Origin of the sequence: Acidovorax sp. HMWF018 (genome assembly GCF_003061035.1) — a bacterium.
Classification (GTDB): Bacteria; Pseudomonadota; Gammaproteobacteria; order Burkholderiales; family Burkholderiaceae_C; genus Acidovorax; species Acidovorax delafieldii.
In genome coordinates this window covers 18418-40438 of the sequence record NZ_QAIM01000369.1, presented here as the reverse complement: position 1 = coordinate 40438, position 22021 = coordinate 18418, and the positions used below count along the sequence as shown (strand labels likewise).

Sequence of the window (22021 nt, the reverse complement as noted above, 5' to 3'; positions counted from 1 at the left end):
GGCCTGGCGTCAGAGGGGAGGCGGGGGAGGTGATGCGGATTGCGCCCGGCCGCTACATCGCGCCGGGGCGGCGTCCTACGCGGGCTGCGCGCCGGCGCACCTACATTGGGCTGGCGCAAGGGTCGGGAGCCGGGTCCACTTTGCTGCAGTCCTCCAAACCCGGCATCGGGAGAAGTGTCATGAATGCAATGCGAATCGTTGGTGTGCTGTTGTTGGTGGTGGGCCTTGCCGGGTTTCTGACCGGAGGGTTCAGCTTTACCAAAGACACCACCCAGGCCAAGATCGGTCCGCTGGAGTTGACCGTGAAAGAAAAGGAATCCGTGAATATCCCCCAATGGTTGAGCCTGGGCGCGATGGTTCTCGGCGGCGTGGTGCTGGTGCTCGGCTTTCGCAAGAACTGATTTCATCCACCGTGGCGAGTGACGGGTGTTGCGGCTCCGGTTCTCGCCCTATCCACGTAAGACGGTAATCGGAGCTTTAGCACCGGCCGCTCGTTGCGGTGGGTGATCTCTGGTGCCGGTTGCCGACAGCCGTTATCTGTCACCCCCTCGGCGCCCCCATCATGCGCGAGATGGTCCGGGCCGCGCTCAGCAGTGCGGGCAGCAGGCTCTCCTGCATCACCGCCGCACTCGTGCGATTGGCCTGACCGCTGATGTTGAGCGCCGCCACCGTCTGCCCCGTGCGGTTGGTCAGCGGCGCAGCAATCGATATCAAACCCTCTTCCAGTTCCTGATTCACCAGGCACCAGCCCTGCTGCCGCGCCTGGCGTATGTGGGCCAGCAGTGCATCCTCATCGGTGGTGGTGTGTTCGGTAAAACGCTGCATGGGGTGGCCTTGCAGCCGGGCCTGCAGTTCGTCGTCCGGCAACCCGGCCAGCAGCATGCGGCCCATGGACGTCCAGCACGCGGGCAGGCGCGAGCCCACGCCCAGCGTGGTGCGCATGATCTTGTGCGTGGGCACGCGCAGCACATAGACGATGTCCAGGCCGTCGAGCACGGCGGCCGACGACGACTCGCGCACCTGTTCCACCAAGTCTTCCATCACCGGCTCGGCCAGGTTCCAGATGGGCAGCGAGGACAGGTACGCAAACCCCAAATCCAGAATGCGCGGGCTCAGGCGAAACAGCTTGCCGTCCGTCTCCACATAACCCAGCGTCTGCAGCGTGAGCAGGATGCGGCGCGCACCGGCGCGCGTGAGACCTGTCTGCGCGGCGCCTTCACTCAAGGTCTGCTGCGGTGTGGCAGCGCTGAACGAGCGGATCACCTCCAGCCCGCGCGCGAACGACTGCACATAGCTGTCGCTCGGTTTGGGGTCTTTGGCTTCAGGGGTTTGGGAATTCATACGTATGCCAACTATAATTCTTTAAGCGAACATTTGTTCTATATACGAACAAATTTAAAAGAGACAACAGAGAAACCAAGAAAGCGTTGCAATGATCAACAAACTGGCGGACTCGGTGGCCCAGGCCCTTGCGGGGGTGAAGGATGGTGCCACGGTGTTGATAGGCGGGTTCGGCACGGCCGGCATTCCGGGCGAGCTGATCGATGGCCTCATAGCCCAGGGTGCGCGGGACCTCACGGTGGTCAACAACAACGCAGGCAATGCCGACCAGGGCCTGGCCGCGCTGCTCAAGGCGGGCCAGGTGCGCAAGATCATCTGCAGCTTTCCGCGCCAGGTGGACAGCTATGTGTTCGATGACCTGTATCGCAGTGGCAAGCTGGAGCTGGAACTGGTGCCCCAGGGCAATCTGGCCGAGCGCCTGCGCGCTGCGGGCGCGGGCATCGGCGCCTTTTTCTGCCCCACGGCCTATGGCACCGAACTGGCTGCGGGCAAGGAAACGCGTGAGATCAATGGCAAACACTACGTGCTCGAATACCCCATCCACGGCGATGTGGCCCTGGTCAAGGCCGAGAAGGGCGACCGCTGGGGCAACCTCACCTACCGCATGTCGGCGCGCAACTTTGGCCCCGTGATGGCCACGGCTGCCAAGACCACGATTGCCACCGTGCACGAGGTGGTGGAGCTGGGCGCGCTGGACCCGGAAGCCATCGTCACCCCGGGCATCTATGTGACGCATGTGGTGAAGATCGACCGCACGGCCACGCAGGCGGGCGGATTCAAAAAATCCGCGTGATATCGGCCCCAAGCGCAGAAAGAACAAGCATGAGCAGCTATCAAAAGCGTAGTAAAGACGAGCTGGCGAAACGCGTGGCGCAAGACATCCACGGCGGTGCCTACGTCAACCTGGGCATCGGCCAGCCGACCCTGGTCGCCAACCACATCCCGGCAGGCCGCGAGGTCATCCTGCAAAGCGAAAACGGCATTCTGGGCATGGGCCCTGCGCCCGCTGCGGGGCTGGAGGACTACGATCTGATCAACGCGGGCAAGCAGCCCGTGACGTTGCTGCCTGGCGGTGCGTACTTCCACCACGCCGATAGCTTCGCGATGATGCGCGGCGGGCACCTCGACATCTGCGTGTTGGGCGCCTTCCAAGTCAGCGCCACGGGCGACCTGGCCAACTGGAGCACGGGCGAGCCCGGCGCCATCCCCGCAGTGGGCGGCGCGATGGACCTGGCCATCGGCGCCAAGCAGACCTGGGTGATGATGGATCTGCTGACCAAGCAGGGCGCGAGCAAGATCGTGACGCAGTGCACCTACCCGCTCACCGGTGTCGCGTGCGTGAAGCGCATCTACACCGATCTGTGCACACTGGCCTGCACGCCCACCGGGCTGCAGCTCATCGACACCGTGCCCGGCCTGTCGCACGCTGAGCTGGAGCAACTGGTGGGCCTGCCCATCCGCCCTGCCGCCTGAACGAATCCACCCCCCAAGCAACGAGGAGACAAAACCATGAGCACACAACGCCAAGCCTTCATCTGCGACGCCATCCGCACCCCCTTTGGCCGCTACGGCGGCGCGCTCTCCAGCGTGCGCACCGACGACCTGGGTGCGATCCCCATCAAGGCGCTGATGGAGCGCAACCCCGGCGTGGACTGGGCGGCCGTGACCGACGTGCTCTACGGCTGCGCCAACCAGGCTGGTGAAGACAACCGCAACGTGGCCCACATGAGCAGCCTGCTGGCGGGCCTGCCCATCGATGTGCCCGGCGCCACCATCAACCGCCTGTGCGGTTCGGGGCTCGATGCCGTGGGCACCGCAGCGCGCGCCATCAAAGCGGGCGAGGCAGGCCTGATGATCGCGGGCGGTGTGGAGAGCATGAGTCGTGCCCCCTTCGTCATGCCCAAGGCAGAGTCGGCCTTCAGCCGTAACAACGCGGTGTATGACACGACGATTGGCTGGCGCTTTGTCAACAAGCTGATGAAGGAAAAGTACGGTGTGGACTCCATGCCCGAAACCGCCGAGAACGTGGCCACCGACTTCAAGATTGAGCGCGAAGCCCAGGACCAGATGGCCCTGCGCAGCCAGCTCAACGCCGTGGCCGCCATCAAGGCTGGCCATCTGGCGCGCGAGATCGTGCCGGTGCTCATCCCGCAAAAGAAGGGCGACGCGATCATCGTGAGCCAGGACGAGCACCCGCGTGAGACCAGCATCGAAGCGCTGGCCAAGCTCAAGGGTGTGGTGCGGCCCGATGGCACGGTGACGGCGGGCAACGCCAGCGGCGTGAACGACGGCGCGTGTGCGCTGCTGCTGGCCGACGAAGCCAACGCTGCCAAGTACGGCCTCAAGCCTCGCGCCCGCGTGGTGGGCATGGCCGTGGCCGGTGTGGCGCCGCGCATCATGGGCTTTGGCCCCACGCCTGCCACCCTGAAGGTGCTGGCGCAGACGGGCCTGACCATCGACCACATGGACGTGATCGAACTGAACGAAGCCTTTGCCGCACAGGGCCTGGCCGTGCTGCGCGCCCTCGGCCTCAAGGACGACGATGCCCGCGTGAACGCCTGGGGCGGCGCCATCGCGCTGGGCCACCCGCTGGGCGCCAGCGGCGCGCGCCTGGTCACCACCGCCGTCAACCGCCTGCACGAACACGCCGGGAAGTACGCGCTGTGCACCATGTGCATCGGCGTGGGCCAGGGCATTGCCGTGATCCTGGAGCGCGTGTGACCGTGATTGAGCGCAACCCGACACCGGTCACTGTCATCACGGGTGCCAGCAACGGCATCGGCCGCGCGATTGCCGAAGCCGTTCTGTCCCAGGGCCACGCCGTGGTCAACCTGGACTACGTGCTGCCCACCTGGAGCCACCCGCAACTCACCTCGTACCAGGGCGACCTGACCAATGAAGCCTCGACCCTCGAACGCGCGGCCGAGATCGCGGCCAAGCACAACGTCACCGCACTGGTGAACAACGCGGGCGCCACGCGCCCCGGCACCATCGACACTGCCACCACCGCGCAGCTCGACGACGTGGTGGGCCTGCACCTGCGCGCGCCCATGCTGCTGGTGCAAGCGTTCCTGCCCACGCTGCGCGCCAGCGGGCAGGGCCGCATCGTCAACATGTCGTCGCGCGCCGCGCTGGGCAAAGGTGAGCGCATCGTCTACTCGGCCACCAAGGCCGGAATGATCGGCATGACACGCACGCTGGCCATGGAGCTGGGGCGTGACGGCATCACCGTCAACGCGATTGGCCCCGGGCCCATCGCCACCGAGCTGTTCCGCCAGAGCAACCCCGACGGTGCGCCGCAAACGCAGCGCATCCTGAACAGCATTGCCGTGGGCCGCATGGGCACGCCCGACGACGTGGCGCGCGCAGCGCTGTTCTTCCTCTCGCCCGACAACGGTTTCGTGACCGGGCAGGTGCTGTACGTGTGCGGCGGCACCACGCTGGGAGTGGCGCCTGTTTAGCAACCTGAACTGATCTTCCCTGCCGCTCCGCAAGGGGCGCACCCCCGTTCTCGCCCGGAGGCCTCTGCGTCCGGTTGAGGCCATGGCGCGGCCAGACGCGGACCAACGCAGCACTGGTGGCGCCGACCCATTCATTCATCCACCTTCTTGAAGGAGACAAACCATGACCCGTTCCATCCACACCACCCGCCGCTTCGCGCTGTCGGCCGCTGCCTGCGCCGCTATCGCAGGGGCTGGCCTGCTGGGCAGCAGCGCTGCGCTGGCCCAGGCCTATCCCAGCAAGCCCGTCACCATCGTCGTGCCCTTTGCGGCAGGCGGCACCACCGACATCCTGGCCCGCATCATCGGCCAGGCGCTGACCACCGAACTCGGCCAGTCCGTCATCGTCGACAACCGCGCAGGCGCGGGCGGCAACATTGGCGGCTCCATGGCTGCCAAGGCCCCCGCGGACGGCTACACGCTGTTCATGGGCACGGTGGGCACGCACGCCATCAATGCCAGCCTGTACAAGAAGATGCCGTTTGACCCCGTGAAGGACTTCGCGCCGCTGACCCGCGTGGCCAATGTGCCGAACCTGCTGGTGGCCAACCCCGCCCAGCCGTTCAAGACGGTGCCCGAGTTGATTGCCTACGCCAAGGCCAACCCCGGCAAGCTCAACTTCGGTTCGTCGGGCAGCGGCAGCTCCATCCATCTGTCGGGCGAGCTGTTCAAGAGTCTCGCCAAGGTGGACATGGTGCACGTGCCCTACAAGGGCAGCGCACCCGCTGTCACCGACCTGCTGGGCAACCAGATCGGCATCATGTTCGACAACATGCCCTCAGCCATCCAGCATGTTCGCAGCGGCAAGCTGGTGCCCATTGCCGTGACCACCGCCAAGCGCTCACCCGAGCTGCCCAATGTGCCGACCATCGCCGAAGCCGGCGTGCCCGGCTATGAAGCCACCTCGTGGTTTGGCATGTTTGCGCCCGCCGGCACGCCTGCGCCGGTGCTGGCTAAGCTCAACACCGCACTGGTGAAGGTGCTGAACCAGGCCGAGGTGAAGAAGAAGATCAACGAGCAGGGTGCCGAGACGTACAGCGAAACGCCCGAGCAGTTTGCTGCCTTCATCCAGGCCGAGTCCGTCAAATGGGGCAAGGTCGTGAAGGAGTCTGGGGCGAGCCTGGACTAAGCGCTACCAAGATTTTTTGTAGCTACCAGATTGATAGCTGCTACCGCTCATGCATCGGGCGGTAGCAGCTATTTTTGTTTCACATTCGGGTCGGCGGGATCACTGCACCCGGTACACACGCCCCGTCTGCGCACCTTCCACGCTGCGCTGGTAGGCCAGCGCCACGCGCTCGGCAGGCACCGGCTCGAACCCCGGGAAGAACGGCCCGTAGCTGCCCATCGACTCGGTCAGCACCGTGGGGCTGATGGCGTTGATGCGCAGGCCGCGTGGCAGCTCGATGGCGGCTGCAGCCGCAAAGCCTTCGATGGCCGCGTTCACGGCCGTGGCGCTGGCGCCGTTGCGGATGGGCTCAATCGACAGGATGCCCGCCGTCAGCGTGATGGAGCCGCCATCGTTCAGATACTTCTGGCCGACCAGCGCCAGTTGCACCTGGCCCAGCAATTTGTCCTGCAGGCCCAGGTTGAACTGCTCGGCCGTCATTTCCGCCAGCGGGCCAAAGTGAAGGTTGCCTGCGGTGCTCACGATGGCATCGACTTTGCCCACCGCCTCGAAAAGCTTTACGACCGCCCCTGGCTGCGAGAAGTCCGCACGGTGCGTGCCGCTGCTGCGGCCTACGGTGATCACGTCGTGGCGTGCGCCCAGGTTGGCCAGCACGGCCTGGCCGATGGTGCCGCTCGCGCCGATGAGAAGAATCTTGGACATGGTGTTTTCCTTGGGTGTCAAAAAGGGTTGATGAGGAACTGACAACCCGATTCTTTTGCTAATCAATCGGAACATAAAGTACCTGCAAGTTATGCTTGTGCTAACCATTGATTAGGAATTGAGGGAGTTGCCATGGATAAGCTGCGCAATATGGAAGTCATGGTGGCCGTGGTGGAGGCTGGCAGCTTTGCCGCTGCCGCGCGCCAGCTGCAGATCTCCGCCGTGATGGTGGGCAAGCACATCCAGCAGCTGGAGACGCACCTGGGCGTGCGCCTTTTCCAGCGCAGCACGCGCCAGAACAGCCTGACCGAGGTGGGCGCCGCGTTCTACGACGACAGCAAACGTGTGCTGGAGCAGGTGCGTTGGGCCGAGTCCGCCGTGGAGCGCAGCCGCGCCGTGCCGCAGGGCCTGCTGCGGGTGAGCGCGCCCTTCACGCTGGGCAACCACGTGATCGCGCCGCTGGTGGCCGACTTTCTGCAGCGCCACGACCAGGTGCGTGTGGACCTGCAGCTCACCGACAGCGTGGTGGACCTGGCAGGCGAGGGCTTTGACGTGGCCGTGCGCATTGGCCAGGTGGTGAACGAGGGCCTGGTGGCGCGCCCGCTGCGCCCCTACCGCATGGTGATTGCCGCAGCACCCGCGTACCTGCAGCGCCACGGCACGCCCGAACGCGCGGCCGACCTGGCGCGCCACCAGTGCCTCAGCCACTCGGTGTGGCAGCGCCGGGTGGAATGGACCTTGCGCGACGGCAACGAGGATTTCTTCTGGCCCGAGAACGCGCGCTTTGTGTGCAACCAGGGCGATGGCCTGCGCCAGGCGGCGCTGCGCGGCCTGGGTCTCGTCATGCAGCCCGAGGTGCTATTGGCCGACGACCTGGCGAGCGGCGCGCTGGTGCCGGTGATGCAGCCCTGCCTGCCTGCGCCGCGCCCGATGCACCTGGTGTATGCGCCCGACCGGCGGCAACTGCCCAAGCTGGCGCGGTTTGTGGAGTTTGTGGTGGGGGCGCTGGGTGAGTAGGCTCGACCGCATGCGCGCTTTGGGTGCCGGACGCTTTCATTGAGAAGCCACGTACCATCCCAGTGCAATAGTGAGAGCCACAAGGATGGTCACAAGCCAGCCCCACAGGACTCTATGCCGCGCGCAGCGATGGCAAAAGTCGACTACCTCGGCCGGGCCCGTCTCCGACATCCGGAGGCGAACGGTCTTCGAGCCCCCGCGCAGCGACGCGCCACATTGGTAGCACCTGTACGAGGCGTTCCACTTCTCGCTCCTGTTGCGGCGCCACATTGAGGCCGCGACAAAGACGCAAGCTGCGGCTATCAGAAGCGCGAGCGTGAAGTTATCCATCACCCAAGTATTGCAAGCCAGGAAGGCTACTCCACCGCAGCTGGCGGCACCTCAGGCCCGATCTTGAACACCCCGCTCACCCGCGCACAGGGCACGCCGTCGGCGGTGACCAGACCCTGCGCAAACACCAGCGAGCGTGTGATGCGCAGCGGCTCGGCCTCGCCCTCCACCCAGGCGCCCAGCGGGGCGGGGGCCAGGTAGTCGATCTGCAGGCTGATGGTGGGCAAGAAGCGGTCCGACACCTGATCGCTTTTGCGGTGCACCGACAGCGGCGCCAGCATGTCGCAGAACGTGGCCATCATGCCGCCGTGCAGGTTGCCCATGGGGTTGGTGTGGCGCGGCTCCACGCGAAAGCCGAACTTCACCACGTTGCCCTGGTGCAGCACATACAGCGGGCCGTTGTGCTGGATGTAAGGGCCCCCGGCCACCAGCGGCGCAAAACCTGCGGGGATGGGGGCGGTGGTGGCGTTCTCGGGGGCGTGCGTCATCAGCGGGCTTCCTTTTCAATGTCGTTGGCAAAACTGGCGTCCTGCAGGCTGCTGCGGGTGGCGTCACCCTGCAGCCAGCCGCCGTACACCGTGCGAAAGTCGGCCACGATCTGCGCGAGCGGCATGTCGTCAAACGCGCCGCGCTGGTGCACGTATTCCATGTGGCGTGCGCCCGATTGGTCGAACGGGTGGTAGATGGAATCGTTCTCGCCGTCGAACTCCAGCGGCAGCAGGCCAAAGCGCTCGCACAGCTCGATGTTGAAGGCGGGTGTGGCCTTGCGCCAGGCCCCGTCCAGCCAGATGTCGGTGTAGCCATGCCAGATGAAGAGGTCGGTCTTCATGGTCTCGCGCATGCGCTCGGTGCTCAGGTGGTTGCGCACATCGGCAAACCCCATGCGCGCCGGGATGCCCGCCGCACGGCATGCGGCCGTCAGCAGCGCGGCCTTGGGCACGCACCAGCCATAGCCGTTGGCCAGCACGGTGCTGGCCGTCATGCCTTGGGGCGACAGGTCGATGCGGTAGGGGTCGTAGCGGAAACCATCGCGCACGGCCAGGTACAGGGCCACCGCGCGTTCGCGGTCGGTAGCGCCACGCGCGTGTTCGGCGGCAAAGGCCTGGATCGAAGGTGCGTCGCTGTCGATGAGGGCCGTGGCACGCAGGTGGGTGGGCGTGGGTGCGGTGGTCATTGTTGTGTGTCTCCTGCAGTCGGACGGAGGCCAGTGTGCGGGCCTCGGGCACCCGATGCTGTCACAGGCGCGCCAGCCCTGCGCGGGAGGGGGCCGATGCCCCCATCACACCCGCCACGCAGGCAGCTCCCAGTTGCGCCACACCGCCAGCCCGCGCAGCCCGGCGGTGAGCAGCACGCAGACCACCAGCGGCGCCCAGTCGGGAGCCTGCATCTGGCGCAGGGCCACGTCGGCCCAGCCGCCCGCAAACGCGCACAGCGCATAGGGGCGGTGGTCGCTGAAGGCCTGGGGCACCTCGTTGCACAGCACGTCGCGCAGCACGCCGCCAAAGGCGCCGGTGATCACGCCCATCATCACGGCAATGATCGGCTCCATGCCGACGGCGGTGGCGATGTCGACTCCCACCGCAGCGAACAAGCCGAGGCCGATGGCGTCGGGCACGAGCATGGCGCGCTGGGTGGGCTCGAAATGGCGCTGGCGCATGAACAGCATCGCGCCCACGCACAGGGCCAGGATGCCCCAGACAAAACCGGTGTGGCGGATCCAGAAGAAGGGCCGCTGGTCCAGCAGCAGGTCGCGCAGCGTGCCGCCGCCAAAGGCCGCGACGAAGGCCAGCACGCACACACCCACGGCATCGAGCCGCTTGCGCGCAGCGGCGATCACGCCGGAGAGTGCAAACGCGATGGTGGCAGCCACCTCCAGAAGAAAGCGCAAGGTGTGCACCCAGGGGGCGTCGAGCAGCAACTGGTCCATGGCCGCGATTGTGCCGTGACGCCGGGTGGGCGCTCAGCATTCGATGTGTGGGTGTGATGCTATAAAAATAGCAGCTGCTAGCGCTTATTCATAAAGCGGTAGCGGCGTTTTTGATTCAAGAAAGAAGGCTCAGGCGTGCAAGAAGTGCCACGCCAGCGCCAGCACGCAGCCCGCGCCGCCCAGCGCGCCCAGGCGGCGAGCCCACTGCAGGCTGGCAGTGGGCCACTGGTTCATGGCCAGCACCAGCAGCCAGCCCAGCACCATCCATGCGGCGACCACCAGGGCGACGCCTGCCGCCAGCCCAGCCGCTGCAGTGGCGGTCAGTACCTGCAGCACGACGGTGGCCAGCGCCACGGCCCAGGCGCGGCGGGGTAACGGACTGCCATCGCCCCACGCACGGGTGGACACGCTGTGCGCCCAGCAGGTCAGGGCCATCAGCGATGCGAGTGCGGCACACAGGCCGGTGAGTTCGTTCATGCAGCCTCCGGTGGGTGTGGGTCAGCCGCTGGGGCTTGCGGGTGCGGGGTGCCGCGGCCCGCCCGCCGCCGGCGCAGTGCCCGCTGCGCGCGCAGCAGCAGTGGCGCACTGCCAGCCACTGCGCACAGTGCACACGCCACCGCCCATTGCACCAGCCCCGCCTTGGCCGCCAGGCCGCCATAGGCCAGCGCGGCCAGCGCCCACAGCAGCACGGTGGTGCGCGGCGCCCAGTGGCGCAGCGTGGCGGCGGGCAGGGCGATGAAGAAGGCGAGCAGCAGGCCCAGCATGCCGGACGACCGCGCAGGTTCGGTGGCCACGATGTGGGCCAGGCGGAAAGACTCCACGGCCAGCAGGCCGCTCAGCCAGAAGGGCAGATGCGCCGGCACCACAAAGCGGCCCCAGCCGCGCGGGTGCCAACGCGAACGTGGGGCGACAGGGTGCGCTGCCGGGCCCGATGTGGCCACCGTGGCGTGTCGCCCTGCCTTGCGCCGGTGGGCCTGCACCCGCTGCGGCCCGATGAAGGCGGCGATGCCAGCGCACGCCAAGCCCACGGCGGCCAGGCTGGCGCCCATGCCCACCGCGTGTGCGCTGCCCAGCACCAGTCCCACGACGCCGGCAACCACCAGCATGGCGCCCGCACCGCCCAGCGCCACCCGCCACAGCGCGAGCGTGCGCAGCGCCCACGCGCTCGCGACCGACATCAACAGCCACACTCCTATGAGCACCCACGTCGCCCACACCGGCCGCTGCGCTAGCGAGGGCAAGCCGGAGGGCCCCCACAAATGCACGAACACCGCCACGACGAGGGCGGCGGGCGTGGTGGCGTGCAGGGCCAGGAAGAAGCGTTGCATGGTCAAGGAGAAAAACGAATGGGGGGCTGGAATTCAGTACCGTTCGGGCTGAGCCTGTCGGAGCCGGGTGCGGCGCTTCGGCAGGCCCGTCGTGACCGGTTCAATGGCCATCAGCCCACCGCCGCGATGCCGCCGCCCGCAGCCTCGGCCTCGCGCCGGCGTTGCTGGCGCGCGTCGAGCCAGATCAAGGTGCCTGAGATCGATAGGAACGCGGGCGTCATGCCCAGCAAGAAGTACAGCCACTTGAGCGCCAGCCCGCCGAAGTCGCCAAAGTGCAGCGGCTCCATGAAGCCATTGACCAGCGACCAGAAGCCTGCCGTGCGCGGGTCGTGCACCTTCTTCGGCACGCCGGTGGCGGCATTGATGTCCACCCGCGCGGTGCTCGCCAGGTGGCCGTCCAGATTGCCGGTGAAGCTGGCCTCGGCCGTGTCGGTGCCCCAGCGGCGCATCGACACGTAGCGCGCCTCCAGCCCCGGCACGGCCTGCTGCGCGGTGGCGTACAGGGCATCGAGCGACTGCATCTGCACGGGCTCTGCGGCATCGCCCGCTGCCTTGCGCGCAGGCTTGGGGGCTTTGGTGGCGTCGGTGCTGCTGCTGGCCGTGGTGACGTATTTGTAGCCCTGCTCGAACAGCGGCGCCAGGCCCATCCATGCACCGGTCGTGGCGATCAGGATATGAAAGAACAAACCCCAGATGCCCGCGGACTTGTGCAGGTCGGACATCACCACACGAAAGCTGCGGCCCCAGCGCTGCGTGAAGAGCTCGGCCAGGATCTTGCGGTGGATGACGATGCCTGTGACGATGAGCACCAGCATGGCCGCGCCCAGAAAGCCCACGATCCACCGCGGCCCGAAGAACAAAAACACATGCAGCATGCGCAGGTACTGGCCGAGCTGGCTGTCCACCGGGCCCACCACCGTGCCGGTGTCGGAGCGCAAGGCCACCTTGGTGCGGGTGTTGGCAGGCGCGCCGCGCTCGCGCACGAACGCGAAGTAGCTGGGGTTGACGGCATCCGGCAGCGCAATGGTCTCCACCGTGGCGCCCGGGTAGCGGGTCTGCAGCTGCGTGAGCACCGCGTCGAGCGAGGCCGGTTTTTCAGAGCGTGGCAGCTTGGCCAGTGAAGGGTTGGCCCAGAGGTCGATCTCGTTCTTGAACACCACCACCGCGCCCGAAAAGCACACGATGAACAGCAGCAACCCCGTGACGATGCCGGCCCAGGAGTGCAGGGTGAAGAGGCGGTTGAGCGTGCGCTGGCTGGTCATGGCGTGTGGGCGATGTAGTGGGGACGCTGCGTCAGAAGAAGTACGTCACACCCAGGCTGAAGCTGCGGGGTAATGCAGGCGAGACCACGTTGGCGTTGATCGCGCCGTCGTAGTACGCCTTGTTGAACACGTTCTTCACGCCCGCCGTCACGCGGTAGTTCTCGCCCATGTAGCTGACGGACGCATCGGCCACAAAGTACGACGGCAGCGTGAAGGGGTACGAGCCGATCTGCTCGCTCACATAACGTCCGCCCAGGCCCAGCGTCACCCGCTGGTACTGCGGCAGTTTGTAGGTGGCCCAGGCCGTGAGCGTGTGGCGCGGCGTGAGGTTGAGCGGCAGGCCCACAATCGCCGCGTTGTTATCGCGCGTGACCTTGCTTTGTGTGTAGGTGTAGGCGCTGGTGATCTTCCAGCCGTTCTTCAGGTCGGCGCCCAGCTCCAGCTCCAGCCCGCGCGCGCGCTGCTCGCCGGTCTGCACGCTGAAGCCCGTGTTCACCGGGTCGGCGGTGGTCACGTTCTGGCGCACCAGGTCGAACACGGCGATCGCGCCGGTGATCTGGCCACCGGGGGCCTCGTACTTCACGCCCGCCTCCCACTGCTTGCCGGTTTCGGGCACAAAGGTCGATCCACCAAATGTCAGGCCCGACTGGGGCAGGAAGGACTCGCCATAGCTGCCATACGCGGCCCAGCCCGGCTTGAACTCGTACACCAGGCCGGCCGACAACGTGGTGGCGTTGTCCTTCTGGCGCGTCTGCGTGTTGGCCACGCGGTTGTTGGTGTCGTTGGTGGACCAGTCGCGGCGCAGGCCTACCAGGGCCGTCCAGCCCTGGCCGAACTTGATCTGGTCCTGCGCGTACAGGCCTGCCACGGTGAGCTTGGAAGGCGCATCGCTGGTCAGCGCCTCGGGGCAGGTGGCCTGCATGCCGTACACGGGCGCAAACAGGTCCAGCGCACCGATGCGGCAGGTGCGGCTGGCCAGCAGGCTGGTGCCGCTGCGCGCATCGAGGCCGGTTACCAACTGGTGCTTCACGCCCAGCGCTTCAAAGCGCGACAGCAGCGAGGTGTCGGTGGCCAGCAGGTCGTAGTCCATGTACTGGCGCGAGGCCTGGCGGTTCTGCAGCCGCTGGTTGGCCTGCAGCGCCTGGTTGGAGACAAAGTTGCCCGTGCCCTTCTCGGTTTCGTAGCGCACGTTCTGGCGGAAGGTCATGGCATCCGACAGGCGATGCTCCAACGCATAGCCCACCGTGGTGCTTTCCACGTCATACACACCGAAGCTCGGGTCGCCCGTGAACATCGTGCGTGACAACGTGCCATTGCGGTTGGGTAGCACCGTGCCGTACGGCGTGATGCCCTGCTGGCGCATCCACTCGCTCTGGCTGTAGGTGGCAAACAGCACCAGGTCGGTCTGCGCGCCCAGGTCGATGGACAGCGACGGCGCAAACCACCGGTCCTTGCGGTAGACGAACTGCGTGGGGTCGTCGGCGTTGGACACCTGTGCGTTGATGCGCAGCGCCGTCTTGCCGGATTCGGACAAGGGCCGGTTGATGTCGGCCTGCAGCGTGCGCTGACCAAAGCTGCCCACTTCCACACCCACCTCGTTGATCGCCTCCTTCTTGGGCCGCTTGCTCACCGCATTGACGATGCCGCCCGGCTGCACCTGCCCGTAGAGCACCGAGGCCGAGCCCTTGAGCACCTCGAAGCGCTCGTAGCCATAAGGCTGCAGCTTGGCCCACATGCCCGGGCTTTGCACCAGGCCATCGACCAGGATGGACTCGGTGGAGCGAAAGCCCCGGATATTCAGATCGTCAAACCCCCGGCGCCCAAAGTTGACCGGGCTGACCCCCGCCACGGTCTGCAGCGCTTGCTGCACGTTGGTGATCTGCCGCGATTCCATCTGCTCGCGCGTGACCACGCTGACCGACTGCGGCGTCTCCAGCCGCCGCATGGGCGCCTTGCTGGCGGTTTGGGCCTCCACGGGTGCAAAGCCCATGTCTTTTTCGGTGCTGGCGTTGATGCGGACTTCTTGGAGCTGGGGGGCGGTAACGCTGTGGGCAGAGGCCGCGGCCTCTGCTGCCGGTGCGTCAGCCTGCTGGGCCATTGCGGCCTGGGCCAGGCAGAGGGCAAGGGGTGTCAGGGCGAACAGACGGGCTTGGCAGACCGAAGGAATGGCATGCGCCAAAGTGCGGGCAGCGCTGGACGCCAGGGCTGCGCGAGAGGGCTGGAAAGGCATGGATGTCCCGTTGGAGAGTGAGCAAAACGCGGAGTGCACTGGCTCGCGTGATGTCCCGGGACGCTGGCTGGCTGAAGGTGATGGATTGTAATGCGAATGATTATCTTTTGCGGCGATGACGCTGCATTCCTTTGCTCCGGCTTTTTGTCGCGTGCGACCGGCCGCCAGCCTTTCTTGGGGATGGCGAATTGGGGCAAACTCCCGGGCTGCTGATCGTTGAGAGGACGTCTGGTGAGACGCTTTGCTGCAGTCCTGGGACTGACCCTTGTCCTGGGCCCCTTGCTGTGGGTCACGGCCATGATGCTGTTCCACGACGGCCCTCCACCTGCGTGCAACTTCTACACCGTTCCCGTGACCTTCACCTCCGTGGTGCCCCGGCAGCACCCCCGAGGAGGCAACCGGGTGGGCGTACCAGACGTGCAGTTTTCTTATGTCTTGGAAGGACGGCGGTACACGAGCACGAAGCTCTTTTGTGAATCGCCTGCCAACGCGTCCTACGAGCATGGCCGCATGCGCGAGTTTGTGAAGCAAGCGCCGGGCAGCTCCGACATCGTTGCCTGGGTGCCGAGCGGTGATGCCGGGGCGGGCTGTATTTCATTGAGCCCTGTGTTCGGATACAGCCGGGTCCATGAGGCCGCCCCACTGTGCCGGCGGTAGCGGGCTGCGTTGAGGGCAAGCACTGAGTCCACAAGGGCGCGCAGCCCTGCGTCGATAGCGTTGGCTACTTTCCTGGGGTGCTGTTCGATGCTATTGAATAAATAGCAATGTGGGCAATAAAGATAAGCGCTAAGGTTTGTTTTTGTCGGAGGTACTGGTGTTCAAGGGGGCGTCCCCGCCAGGGCCATCCTCCGTTGCGCCGTAGCCCGGGTATGCACCAGCGGCCGCACCCAGCGCCGCACTCTCCTGCCGCTCACGCGCCATCTGCTCCGCAAACTGGTTGCGGCCTTCGCGTGCCACGGCGATGAACTTGGCGCGGTCCTTGTGGTGCGGGTACATGCGGTCGGCCAGCGCGATGTTGTGGGTGCGAAAACGCTGGGTGATGGCGGTGGCTTGCGCGGGTGGCAGGCCCATCAGCTCCAGCACGGTGTGGGCGCTTTGCAGGCTGGACTCGAACAGCTCGCGCTGCACCAGCGTCACACCCAGGTCGCGCAGCTTGTTCCAATGCGTCACATCGCGCGCGCGGGCCACGACCTGCAGGTGCGGGAAGTGTTCGCGCGCCAGCTTGGCGATCTGCAGGGACTGCTCGGCATCGTCCACGGCCACCACCAGGATGCGTGCGTGTTCGGCCCCGGCGATGCGCAGCAGGTCGAGCCGCGTGGCGTCGCCGTAGAACACGCGGTAGCCAAAGGTGCGCGCCACCTCCAGCATGTCCACGCTGTGGTCCAGCACGGTGGTGGGGATGCCCTGGGCCAGCAGCACGCGCGAGACGATCTGCCCGTAGCGGCCGAAGCCCGCGATGATGATGGGCGCCTCTTGGGGCTCGGAGATTTCCTCGGCCTGGGGCGTGGCGGTCTTGAGCTGGGCATAGCGGCGCAGCAGCACCCGGTCCAGCAGCACCAGCAACAGCGGGCTGATCAGCATCGACAGCGCCACGGCCCCAATCAGCAGCGAGGCAGTCTCGGCCGGGAACACGTTGGCGCCGGCCGCGGCCTGGAACACCACAAACGCAAACTCGCCACCCTGGGCCAGCAGCAGGGTGAAGACAGGGCGCTCCTGGTAGGGAATCTCGACCACCTTGGCCAGGGCGTAGATGACCACGGCCTTGGCGGCCAGAAAGCCGACCAGGATGGCGGCCATGAGCCCGGGCGAGCGCAGGATCACGCCGAAGTCGATGCTCATGCCCACGGCGATGAAGAACAGCCCGAGCAGCAGGCCCTTGAAGGGCTCGATGTCGGCCTCCAGCTCGCGGCGGTATTCGCTGTCGGCCAGCAGCACGCCGGCGAGGAAGGCGCCCAGCGCCATCGACAGGCCCACCAGCACCATCAGGTACGCAATGCCCACCACCAGCAGTAGCGCGGCGGCAGTGAAGATCTCGGGGGTGTTGCTCTTGGCGATCCAGCGCAGCACGGGGCGCAGCAGCAGGCGCCCGCCGAGGATGATGGCGGCGATCACGCCGACGATCTTCAGCACCTCCAGCACCATCTCGCCCGGGGTGTGGCCTGCGCCTTCACCGGCGGCCGCGCCCAGCACGGGCAGCAGGGCCAGGATGGGGATGGCCGCCACGTCCTGGAACAGCAGGATCGAGAAGCCGGCCTGGCCGCTTTGTGTGCGCATCAGGTTGCGCTCGGCCAGTGATTGCAGCGCAATGGCGGTGGACGACAGCGCCAGGCCCAGCGCGCCCACCAGGCTCACGCGCCAGGGCAGGCCGGCCAGCGCACCCAGCGCGAACAGCACCGCCGCGCAACCCAGCACCTGGGCGGTGCCGGTGCCAAAGATGGGGCGGCGCAGGGCCCACAGGCGGCTGGGTTGCAGCTCCAGCCCGACCAGGAACAGCATGAGCACCACGCCGAACTCGGCGAAGTGCAGGATGTCCTGCACGTTGCTCACCAGCCCCAGGCCCCAGGGCCCGATGGCGATGCCCGCTGCCAGGTAGCCAATGATGGCGCCGAGGCCCAGCGCCTTGGCAATGGGCACGGCCAGCACGGCGGCGGTGAGGTACAGGAAACCGTAGGTGAGCCAGGTGGGGGCGTGTTCCATGGATGGGCGTGCGCTTGGGGGTCGTCGTGGGGAGGCAGAACACCGCGCCCCCGAGGTGCGGGGCGGGTGTGGCAGATTCTGGCACCGCTGCAAGTCGTTGGGTTGGGTGCCGTGGGTTGGATCTATGGCGCTATTTATTTGATAGCTATTAAGGCATGATTATCTGGCGCCTGAGCCTGTTTTTATGCAGATCATGGTGCATGGAGCCCCGCGTTGCTAAGATGCGGGCCCTTCTTCGCACACAGGCACGGTGACCCATGGATTTGCAGACTTGGCTGGCTTTTTTTGCGGCGTCGTGCCTGATTGCGGTGTCGCCGGGCTCGGGGGCTGTGTTGTCGATGAGCCATGGTCTGTCGTTCGGTGTGCGCAAGACGGGCGCCACCATCCTGGGCCTGCAGCTGGGGCTGTTGCTGATTTTGCTGATTGCCGGGGCGGGCGTGGGCTCGCTGCTGCTGGCGTCCGAGGTGGCGTTCAGCATCGTCAAGGTGCTGGGCGCCTGCTATCTGATCTATGTGGGCTTCTGCCAGTGGCGTGCTGGTGATAAATCGCCGGTACAAGGTGATGAGACCGAGTCGGCGGGCACCTGGCAAAAACGCTGCCTGACCGGCTTTCTGACCAACGCCACCAACCCCAAGGGCATCATCTTCATGGTGGCCGTGCTGCCCCAGTTCATGACCGACACGCGCCCGCTGTGGACACAGCTGCTGGTGATGGCCGCCACCACGGTGACGGTGGACGTGGTGGTCATGCACGGCTACGCTGCGGGGGCGAGCGCGCTGCGCCGCCTGATGCGCAGTGCGCGGGCCGTGCGGGCGCAGAACCGCGTTTTTGGCGGTTTGCTGATGGCGGTGGGGGCGGGGCTGTTCTTCGTCAAGCGCGGCGGCCAGCACGCCTGAGGCGGCTGTGGCACCGCTGGGGTGTCAGAGGGTGCTTCTGATTTGATAGCTGCTAGCGCATATGAATATTGCGCTTGAGGCTGATTTGGCTTGTATTTTCATGGACCTGCAGATTCCAAGGAGCTTGTCATGCCAGTAGTTGTTGTCGCCAACCCGAAGGGCGGAGTGGGCAAGTCCACGCTGTCCACCAACATCGCGGGCTACTTTGCCAGCCAGGGGCATCCCGTGATTCTGGGCGACACCGACCGGCAGGAGTCCGCCCGACTGTGGCTGGGCCTGCGCCCGCCCGCTGCGCGCCCCATCGGCAGCTGGGACACCAGCTCGGACGTCATCAGCCGCCCGCCCAAGGGCACCACCCACGCGGTACTCGACACGCCCGCCGGCCTGCACGGCTGGCGCCTGAACGATGTGCTCAAGCTGGCTGACAAGGTCATCGTGCCGCTGCAGCCCAGCGTGTTCGACATCTTTGCCACGCGGGCCTTTCTGGACCAGCTGGCCGAGCACCGCCACGCCGCCGGGGTGCCCGTGGGCATCGTCGGCATGCGGGTGGATGCGCGCACCAAGGCGGCCGAGCAACTGCATCATTTTGTGGACAGCCTGGGGTTTCCGGTGCTGGGCTATCTGCGTGACACGCAGAACTACATCCACCTGGCAGCACACGGCCTCACGCTGTTTGACGTGGCCCCTGGCCGCGTGGCACGCGACCTGGAGCAGTGGCAAGGGATCTGCACGTGGCTCAATTCTTGAAGGACAGCGTGAAGCACGACGTACATCCAATCCCTCGGGAAAACACCTGTCACCCGGCAGACAAGGCGCGCCGGAGCGCAGGGCTACATTGCAACGATGAAAATCTTCCGCTCTTATTCCGAAGTCAGCGCCTGCGTGGGCCAGGAGGTCGCCGTGACCGACTGGATCACCATCACGCAGGAACAGGTCAACCTGTTTGCCCAGGCCACGGGCGACCACCAGTGGATCCATGTGGACCCCGAGCGTGCCAAGGCCGGGCCGTTTGGCGCGCCCATTGCGCATGGGTTTCTCACGCTGTCGCTGATTCCGCAGTTCTTCGAGACGGGCCTGACCATCGAGGGTGCGCGCATGGGCGTCAACTACGGGCTGAACAAGGTGCGTTTCACCGCGCCGGTGCCGGTGGGCAGCCGCTTGCGGGCGCGTCTCACGCTGCAGGCTGCCGAGCCCGTGGCGCCCGATGGCATGCAGATGACTTGGCTGGTGACCGTGGAGCGCGAGGGCAGCGACAAGCCGGTGTGCGTGGCGGAATCGCTGGCGCGCAACTTCGGCGCCCCGGCCTGAGTCGGGTCGTCATCGGGCAGGAGGTCTGAACCATGGACCGCCTGCAAGCCATGAAAATTTTCGAGCGCGTGGTGGAAGAGGGCGGCTTTGCCGCCGCTGCCCGCGCCATGGACATGTCGCCCCCCGTGGTCACCCGCATGGTGGCCGAGCTGGAGCAGCACCTGGGCACGCGCCTGCTGCAACGCACCACCCGCAAGCTGGCGCTGACCGACGCGGGAGAGTCGTACCTGCAGCGGGTGCGCGCCATCCTGCACGAGATCGATGATGCCGAGGCCGCTGCCGCTGCCAGCACGCGCGATCTGCGCGGCACCATCCGCATCGTGGCGGCACCAGTGCTCGCCACCAACTTTCTGGCACCCCTGGTGGCGGTGTGGCATGCCTACTATCCCAAGCTCATGCTGGACATCAGCATGGACGCCTATGCCTCCAGCCGAGTGGATGAGTTCGATGTGACCATCATGGTGGCGGGCGAGGACTTTGACGCCAACATCGTCGCGCGCCCCCTGGTGCAGGGGGAGGCGATCGTGGTGGCGTCCCCCGACTACCTGGAGCGCCGGGGCATTCCGCGTGAGCCGCAAGACTTGGTGCACCATGACTATCTGCGCGACTCGAGCGCGCCTGTGCGCCTGCAGTCAGGGCCCGGCCGCAAGCTGCGCCTGCAGTCGCTGCGGGCAGACGTGCCGGACGAAGAAGTGGACGCACCGGCGGTGTTGCAGTCCGTCAGCACCGAGCTGCTGATGCGTGCCGCAGTGGACGGGGCGGGCGTGGCTGTCACGTCGCGCCTGCTGGCCGAGGAGCACCTGGCCCGCGGCGAACTGGTCCACATCCTGCCCGGCTGGATCTTTTCGCGCTACACGATCTATGCGGCGCTGCCCTCGGGCCGCATGCTGCCCGCGCGCACGCGGGTGTTTCTGGACTTCCTGACCGAACATGTGCCCCGCGCCATGGCGGAAAAGTCCGGCCAGCTCAGTTGAGTTGCGCGAACCCGCTGATGATCGTGCCCTCGGGCTCGACCATGACCTGCCCGTCGGGCATGGCAAAGCTGTTCTGGCGCCAGGCCTCGAACACGGTCACCGCCACCGCGTTGGACAAATTGAGGCTGCGCTGACCCGGCACCATGGGCAGGCGCAGGCGCTGCGCCGGGGGGAAGCTCTCGCGCAACTCTGGGGGGAGTCCCCGCGTTTCAGCGCCAAACACCATCCAGTCGCCGGGCAGGAAGCACGTGGAGTGCACGGGTTGTGAGCCATGCGTGGTCATCGCAAACATGCGGGTCGGGTCCGGCTGGGTGTCTCGCAGAAAGGCCGTCCAGCCCGCATGGACCTGCACGCTGGCGTATTCGTGGTAATCCAGCCCTGCCCGCCGCATCTGGCGGTCTTCCATCGAGAACCCCAGGGGCTCGATCAAGTGCAGCGAACACCCGGTGTTGGCCGCCAAGCGAATCACGTTGCCGGTGTTGGGCGGGATCTCGGGTTCGACGAGGACGATATGGAACATGACCGCCATTGTCATCGTTGGACCTGTGAGTTGAGCAACCGCTCGTAATCAAAAGTATCCCTTTGGTAGGTGTGCACTACCTCCTCGGTTCCTGTTCGCTACCTGTCTGGTGCTTTTCAGTTCAGCTCCGTGCGCGCCAGCACAGCGGCTGTGACGTGCGCGACACCCGCCTCGCGCAGTGCCAACGTAGCAGCATGCAGGGTGGCGCCCGTGGTCATCACGTCGTCGATCAGTACCACCCGCTGGCCGCGCAGGCTGGCTGCGTGGGCGGGTTCAACGGCGAAGGCGCCACGCAGGTTGCGCAGCCGCTGCGCCCTGGGCAGGCCGCTTTGTGCCTCGGTGGCGTGCAGGCGCAACAGCGTGTGGCCGTCTGCCTTGGCACCAGCCAGCTGCCTCGCCAGCAGGGCCGCCTGGTTGAAGCCCCGCTCGCGCAGGCGCTCGGTGGACAGGGGAACCGCCAGTACCCGGTCGGCCGCGTCCAGCGCCGGCTCCATCCAGGGTGTGCTGCGCATGAGGGTGGCCAAGGCCCTGGCCCACCCCGGATCGCCGCGAAACTTGAACTGCGTCAGGGCGTCGGTCCAGGGGTAGGCGTAGTCCACGGCGGCAATGCAGGCGTCGAAGCTGGGCGGGTTCTGCAGGCAGGCGCCGCAAACGTCAACCCCTGCGGGTACCCGAAGTGCACATCGCCGGCAACGCGTGGCGGGCTGGGCGAACCGCATCACGCAGGCGTTGCAGACACGCTGCGATGGCCATGCGTGGCACACGGCGCACTGGCTGGGCACTTTGTCCACCCAGGCGTGGAGGCGGCGTGAAATCCCTGGCAAACCCAAAAAGAGCATGAATCAATATACTCGCGCGTC

General features: G+C 66.4%; 24 protein-coding genes. 12 read left to right on the top strand and 12 right to left on the bottom strand.

Annotated elements, in window-relative coordinates:
- The first annotated feature begins 179 nt into the window (after nucleotides 1–179).
- Complete coding sequence (locus tag DBR23_RS14365; protein ID WP_199170782.1) at nucleotides 180–401, top strand: hypothetical protein; 222 nt, start codon at nucleotides 180–182, stop codon at nucleotides 399–401.
- Nucleotides 402–540: 139 nt separating this feature from the next.
- Here DBR23_RS14365 and DBR23_RS14360 read toward each other — a convergent pair whose 3' ends face one another.
- Complete coding sequence (locus DBR23_RS14360; RefSeq protein ID WP_108498703.1) at nucleotides 541–1341, bottom strand: IclR family transcriptional regulator C-terminal domain-containing protein; 801 nt, start codon at nucleotides 1339–1341, stop codon at nucleotides 541–543.
- A 91-nt stretch (nucleotides 1342–1432) separates the two neighbouring features.
- On the opposite strand from DBR23_RS14360, the gene DBR23_RS14355 reads away from it, so the two are divergent.
- The 5 genes from DBR23_RS14355 to DBR23_RS14335 all read left to right on the top strand — a co-directional run bounded on the left by DBR23_RS14355 (nucleotide 1433) and on the right by DBR23_RS14335 (nucleotide 5970).
- Nucleotides 1433–2134 carry a 3-oxoacid CoA-transferase subunit A gene (locus tag DBR23_RS14355; protein ID WP_099729378.1) on the top strand — a complete coding sequence of 234 codons (702 nt, stop codon included), beginning with the start codon at nucleotides 1433–1435 and terminating at the stop codon, nucleotides 2132–2134.
- A 29-nt stretch (nucleotides 2135–2163) separates the two neighbouring features.
- A complete protein-coding gene (locus tag DBR23_RS14350) occupies nucleotides 2164–2814 on the top strand; it encodes a 3-oxoacid CoA-transferase subunit B (protein WP_108498702.1) in 651 nt (216 codons plus the stop codon).
- A 36-nt stretch (nucleotides 2815–2850) separates the two neighbouring features.
- A complete protein-coding gene (gene pcaF / locus DBR23_RS14345; protein WP_108498701.1) occupies nucleotides 2851–4062 on the top strand; it encodes a 3-oxoadipyl-CoA thiolase in 1212 nt (403 codons plus the stop codon).
- Nucleotides 4059–4802, top strand: coding sequence for an SDR family NAD(P)-dependent oxidoreductase (locus tag DBR23_RS14340; protein ID WP_108498700.1), 744 nt, complete (start codon nucleotides 4059–4061; stop codon nucleotides 4800–4802). Before pcaF ends, DBR23_RS14340 begins: the two co-directional genes overlap by 4 nt.
- Nucleotides 4803–4965: 163 nt before the next feature.
- Complete coding sequence (locus DBR23_RS14335) at nucleotides 4966–5970, top strand: tripartite tricarboxylate transporter substrate binding protein (RefSeq protein WP_108498699.1); 1005 nt, start codon at nucleotides 4966–4968, stop codon at nucleotides 5968–5970.
- Nucleotides 5971–6069: 99 nt separating this feature from the next.
- Here DBR23_RS14335 and DBR23_RS14330 read toward each other — a convergent pair whose 3' ends face one another.
- Complete coding sequence (locus tag DBR23_RS14330) at nucleotides 6070–6672, bottom strand: short chain dehydrogenase (protein WP_108498705.1); 603 nt, start codon at nucleotides 6670–6672, stop codon at nucleotides 6070–6072.
- Nucleotides 6673–6804: 132 nt separating this feature from the next.
- Between DBR23_RS14330 and DBR23_RS14325 the strand changes: the two genes are divergently transcribed.
- Complete coding sequence (locus tag DBR23_RS14325) at nucleotides 6805–7689, top strand: LysR family transcriptional regulator (RefSeq protein ID WP_108498698.1); 885 nt, start codon at nucleotides 6805–6807, stop codon at nucleotides 7687–7689.
- A gap of 356 nt (nucleotides 7690–8045) precedes the next feature.
- On the opposite strand, the gene DBR23_RS14315 is transcribed toward DBR23_RS14325, so the two are convergent.
- The 7 genes from DBR23_RS14315 to DBR23_RS14285 form a co-directional block, all read right to left on the bottom strand.
- Nucleotides 8046–8507, bottom strand: coding sequence for a PaaI family thioesterase (locus DBR23_RS14315; RefSeq protein ID WP_108498696.1), 462 nt, complete (start codon nucleotides 8505–8507; stop codon nucleotides 8046–8048).
- Nucleotides 8507–9193 (bottom strand): transglutaminase family protein, encoded by a 687-nt coding sequence (locus DBR23_RS14310; RefSeq protein ID WP_108498695.1) that lies wholly within the window; start codon nucleotides 9191–9193, stop codon nucleotides 8507–8509. The genes DBR23_RS14315 and DBR23_RS14310 overlap by 1 nt, the downstream gene beginning before the upstream one ends.
- A gap of 105 nt (nucleotides 9194–9298) precedes the next feature.
- On the bottom strand, nucleotides 9299–9946 hold the full coding sequence (locus DBR23_RS14305) for a trimeric intracellular cation channel family protein (RefSeq protein ID WP_108498694.1): 648 nt from the start codon (nucleotides 9944–9946) through the stop codon (nucleotides 9299–9301).
- A gap of 129 nt (nucleotides 9947–10075) precedes the next feature.
- Complete coding sequence (locus DBR23_RS14300) at nucleotides 10076–10423, bottom strand: hypothetical protein (protein WP_108498693.1); 348 nt, start codon at nucleotides 10421–10423, stop codon at nucleotides 10076–10078.
- Complete coding sequence (locus DBR23_RS14295; protein ID WP_108498692.1) at nucleotides 10420–11274, bottom strand: hypothetical protein; 855 nt, start codon at nucleotides 11272–11274, stop codon at nucleotides 10420–10422. Before DBR23_RS14295 ends, DBR23_RS14300 begins: the two co-directional genes overlap by 4 nt.
- 110 nt (nucleotides 11275–11384) lie before the next feature.
- Nucleotides 11385–12536, bottom strand: a complete 1152-nt coding sequence (locus DBR23_RS14290; protein ID WP_108498691.1) for a PepSY domain-containing protein — start codon at nucleotides 12534–12536, stop codon at nucleotides 11385–11387.
- Nucleotides 12537–12567: 31 nt separating this feature from the next.
- A complete protein-coding gene (locus DBR23_RS14285; RefSeq protein WP_108498690.1) occupies nucleotides 12568–14766 on the bottom strand; it encodes a TonB-dependent siderophore receptor in 2199 nt (732 codons plus the stop codon).
- Between the two features lie 351 nt (nucleotides 14767–15117).
- On the opposite strand from DBR23_RS14285, the gene DBR23_RS14280 reads away from it, so the two are divergent.
- Nucleotides 15118–15423, top strand: coding sequence for a hypothetical protein (locus tag DBR23_RS14280; RefSeq protein ID WP_158276461.1), 306 nt, complete (start codon nucleotides 15118–15120; stop codon nucleotides 15421–15423).
- Between the two features lie 129 nt (nucleotides 15424–15552).
- On the opposite strand, the gene kefC is transcribed toward DBR23_RS14280, so the two are convergent.
- On the bottom strand, nucleotides 15553–17463 hold the full coding sequence (kefC, locus tag DBR23_RS14275) for a glutathione-regulated potassium-efflux system protein KefC (protein ID WP_056746816.1): 1911 nt from the start codon (nucleotides 17461–17463) through the stop codon (nucleotides 15553–15555).
- A 257-nt stretch (nucleotides 17464–17720) separates the two neighbouring features.
- Between kefC and DBR23_RS14270 the strand changes: the two genes are divergently transcribed.
- From DBR23_RS14270 to DBR23_RS14255, 4 genes are all read left to right on the top strand, one after another.
- Nucleotides 17721–18359 (top strand): LysE family translocator, encoded by a 639-nt coding sequence (locus DBR23_RS14270; protein ID WP_056066027.1) that lies wholly within the window; start codon nucleotides 17721–17723, stop codon nucleotides 18357–18359.
- A gap of 129 nt (nucleotides 18360–18488) precedes the next feature.
- Nucleotides 18489–19106 (top strand): ParA family protein, encoded by a 618-nt coding sequence (locus tag DBR23_RS14265; protein ID WP_056066024.1) that lies wholly within the window; start codon nucleotides 18489–18491, stop codon nucleotides 19104–19106.
- Between the two features lie 96 nt (nucleotides 19107–19202).
- Nucleotides 19203–19667, top strand: a complete 465-nt coding sequence (locus DBR23_RS14260) for a MaoC family dehydratase (protein WP_056066019.1) — start codon at nucleotides 19203–19205, stop codon at nucleotides 19665–19667.
- Between the two features lie 32 nt (nucleotides 19668–19699).
- Entirely contained in the window at nucleotides 19700–20641 is a 942-nt protein-coding gene (locus tag DBR23_RS14255; protein WP_108498689.1) for a LysR family transcriptional regulator, read from the top strand.
- Here the strand turns inward: DBR23_RS14255 and DBR23_RS14250 are convergent.
- Both DBR23_RS14250 and DBR23_RS14245 read right to left on the bottom strand, forming a co-directional pair.
- Nucleotides 20634–21161, bottom strand: a complete 528-nt coding sequence (locus DBR23_RS14250) for a tRNA (cytidine(34)-2'-O)-methyltransferase (protein ID WP_056066014.1) — start codon at nucleotides 21159–21161, stop codon at nucleotides 20634–20636. The two genes, DBR23_RS14255 and DBR23_RS14250, sit on opposite strands and share 8 nt — an antisense overlap.
- A 116-nt stretch (nucleotides 21162–21277) precedes the next feature.
- A complete protein-coding gene (locus tag DBR23_RS14245; RefSeq protein ID WP_108498688.1) occupies nucleotides 21278–22000 on the bottom strand; it encodes a ComF family protein in 723 nt (240 codons plus the stop codon).
- Nucleotides 22001–22021 lie beyond the last annotated feature (21 nt).

Excerpts from the sequence above, each read along its gene's own strand:
- DBR23_RS14365 (WP_199170782.1), top strand. The coding sequence starts at position 180 with ATGAATGCAATGCGAATCGTTGGTGTGCTGTTGTTGGTGGTGGGCCTT.
- DBR23_RS14305 (WP_108498694.1), bottom strand. The coding sequence starts at position 9,946 with ATGGACCAGTTGCTGCTCGACGCCCCCTGGGTGCACACCTTGCGCTTT.
- kefC (WP_056746816.1), bottom strand. The coding sequence starts at position 17,463 with ATGGAACACGCCCCCACCTGGCTCACCTACGGTTTCCTGTACCTCACC.
- DBR23_RS14260 (WP_056066019.1), top strand. The coding sequence starts at position 19,203 with ATGAAAATCTTCCGCTCTTATTCCGAAGTCAGCGCCTGCGTGGGCCAG.
- DBR23_RS14290 (WP_108498691.1), bottom strand. The coding sequence starts at position 12,536 with ATGACCAGCCAGCGCACGCTCAACCGCCTCTTCACCCTGCACTCCTGG.
- pcaF (WP_108498701.1), top strand. The coding sequence starts at position 2,851 with ATGAGCACACAACGCCAAGCCTTCATCTGCGACGCCATCCGCACCCCC.
- DBR23_RS14335 (WP_108498699.1), top strand. The coding sequence starts at position 4,966 with ATGACCCGTTCCATCCACACCACCCGCCGCTTCGCGCTGTCGGCCGCT.
- DBR23_RS14245 (WP_108498688.1), bottom strand. The coding sequence starts at position 22,000 with ATGCTCTTTTTGGGTTTGCCAGGGATTTCACGCCGCCTCCACGCCTGG.
- DBR23_RS14355 (WP_099729378.1), top strand. The coding sequence starts at position 1,433 with ATGATCAACAAACTGGCGGACTCGGTGGCCCAGGCCCTTGCGGGGGTG.
- DBR23_RS14265 (WP_056066024.1), top strand. The coding sequence starts at position 18,489 with ATGCCAGTAGTTGTTGTCGCCAACCCGAAGGGCGGAGTGGGCAAGTCC.
- DBR23_RS14295 (WP_108498692.1), bottom strand. The coding sequence starts at position 11,274 with ATGCAACGCTTCTTCCTGGCCCTGCACGCCACCACGCCCGCCGCCCTC.
- DBR23_RS14255 (WP_108498689.1), top strand. The coding sequence starts at position 19,700 with ATGGACCGCCTGCAAGCCATGAAAATTTTCGAGCGCGTGGTGGAAGAG.
- DBR23_RS14310 (WP_108498695.1), bottom strand. The coding sequence starts at position 9,193 with ATGACCACCGCACCCACGCCCACCCACCTGCGTGCCACGGCCCTCATC.
- DBR23_RS14360 (WP_108498703.1), bottom strand. The coding sequence starts at position 1,341 with ATGAATTCCCAAACCCCTGAAGCCAAAGACCCCAAACCGAGCGACAGC.
- DBR23_RS14350 (WP_108498702.1), top strand. The coding sequence starts at position 2,164 with ATGAGCAGCTATCAAAAGCGTAGTAAAGACGAGCTGGCGAAACGCGTG.
- DBR23_RS14330 (WP_108498705.1), bottom strand. The coding sequence starts at position 6,672 with ATGTCCAAGATTCTTCTCATCGGCGCGAGCGGCACCATCGGCCAGGCC.
- DBR23_RS14325 (WP_108498698.1), top strand. The coding sequence starts at position 6,805 with ATGGATAAGCTGCGCAATATGGAAGTCATGGTGGCCGTGGTGGAGGCT.
- DBR23_RS14285 (WP_108498690.1), bottom strand. The coding sequence starts at position 14,766 with ATGCCTTTCCAGCCCTCTCGCGCAGCCCTGGCGTCCAGCGCTGCCCGC.
- DBR23_RS14270 (WP_056066027.1), top strand. The coding sequence starts at position 17,721 with ATGGATTTGCAGACTTGGCTGGCTTTTTTTGCGGCGTCGTGCCTGATT.
- DBR23_RS14250 (WP_056066014.1), bottom strand. The coding sequence starts at position 21,161 with ATGTTCCATATCGTCCTCGTCGAACCCGAGATCCCGCCCAACACCGGC.
- DBR23_RS14300 (WP_108498693.1), bottom strand. The coding sequence starts at position 10,423 with ATGAACGAACTCACCGGCCTGTGTGCCGCACTCGCATCGCTGATGGCC.
- DBR23_RS14315 (WP_108498696.1), bottom strand. The coding sequence starts at position 8,507 with ATGACGCACGCCCCCGAGAACGCCACCACCGCCCCCATCCCCGCAGGT.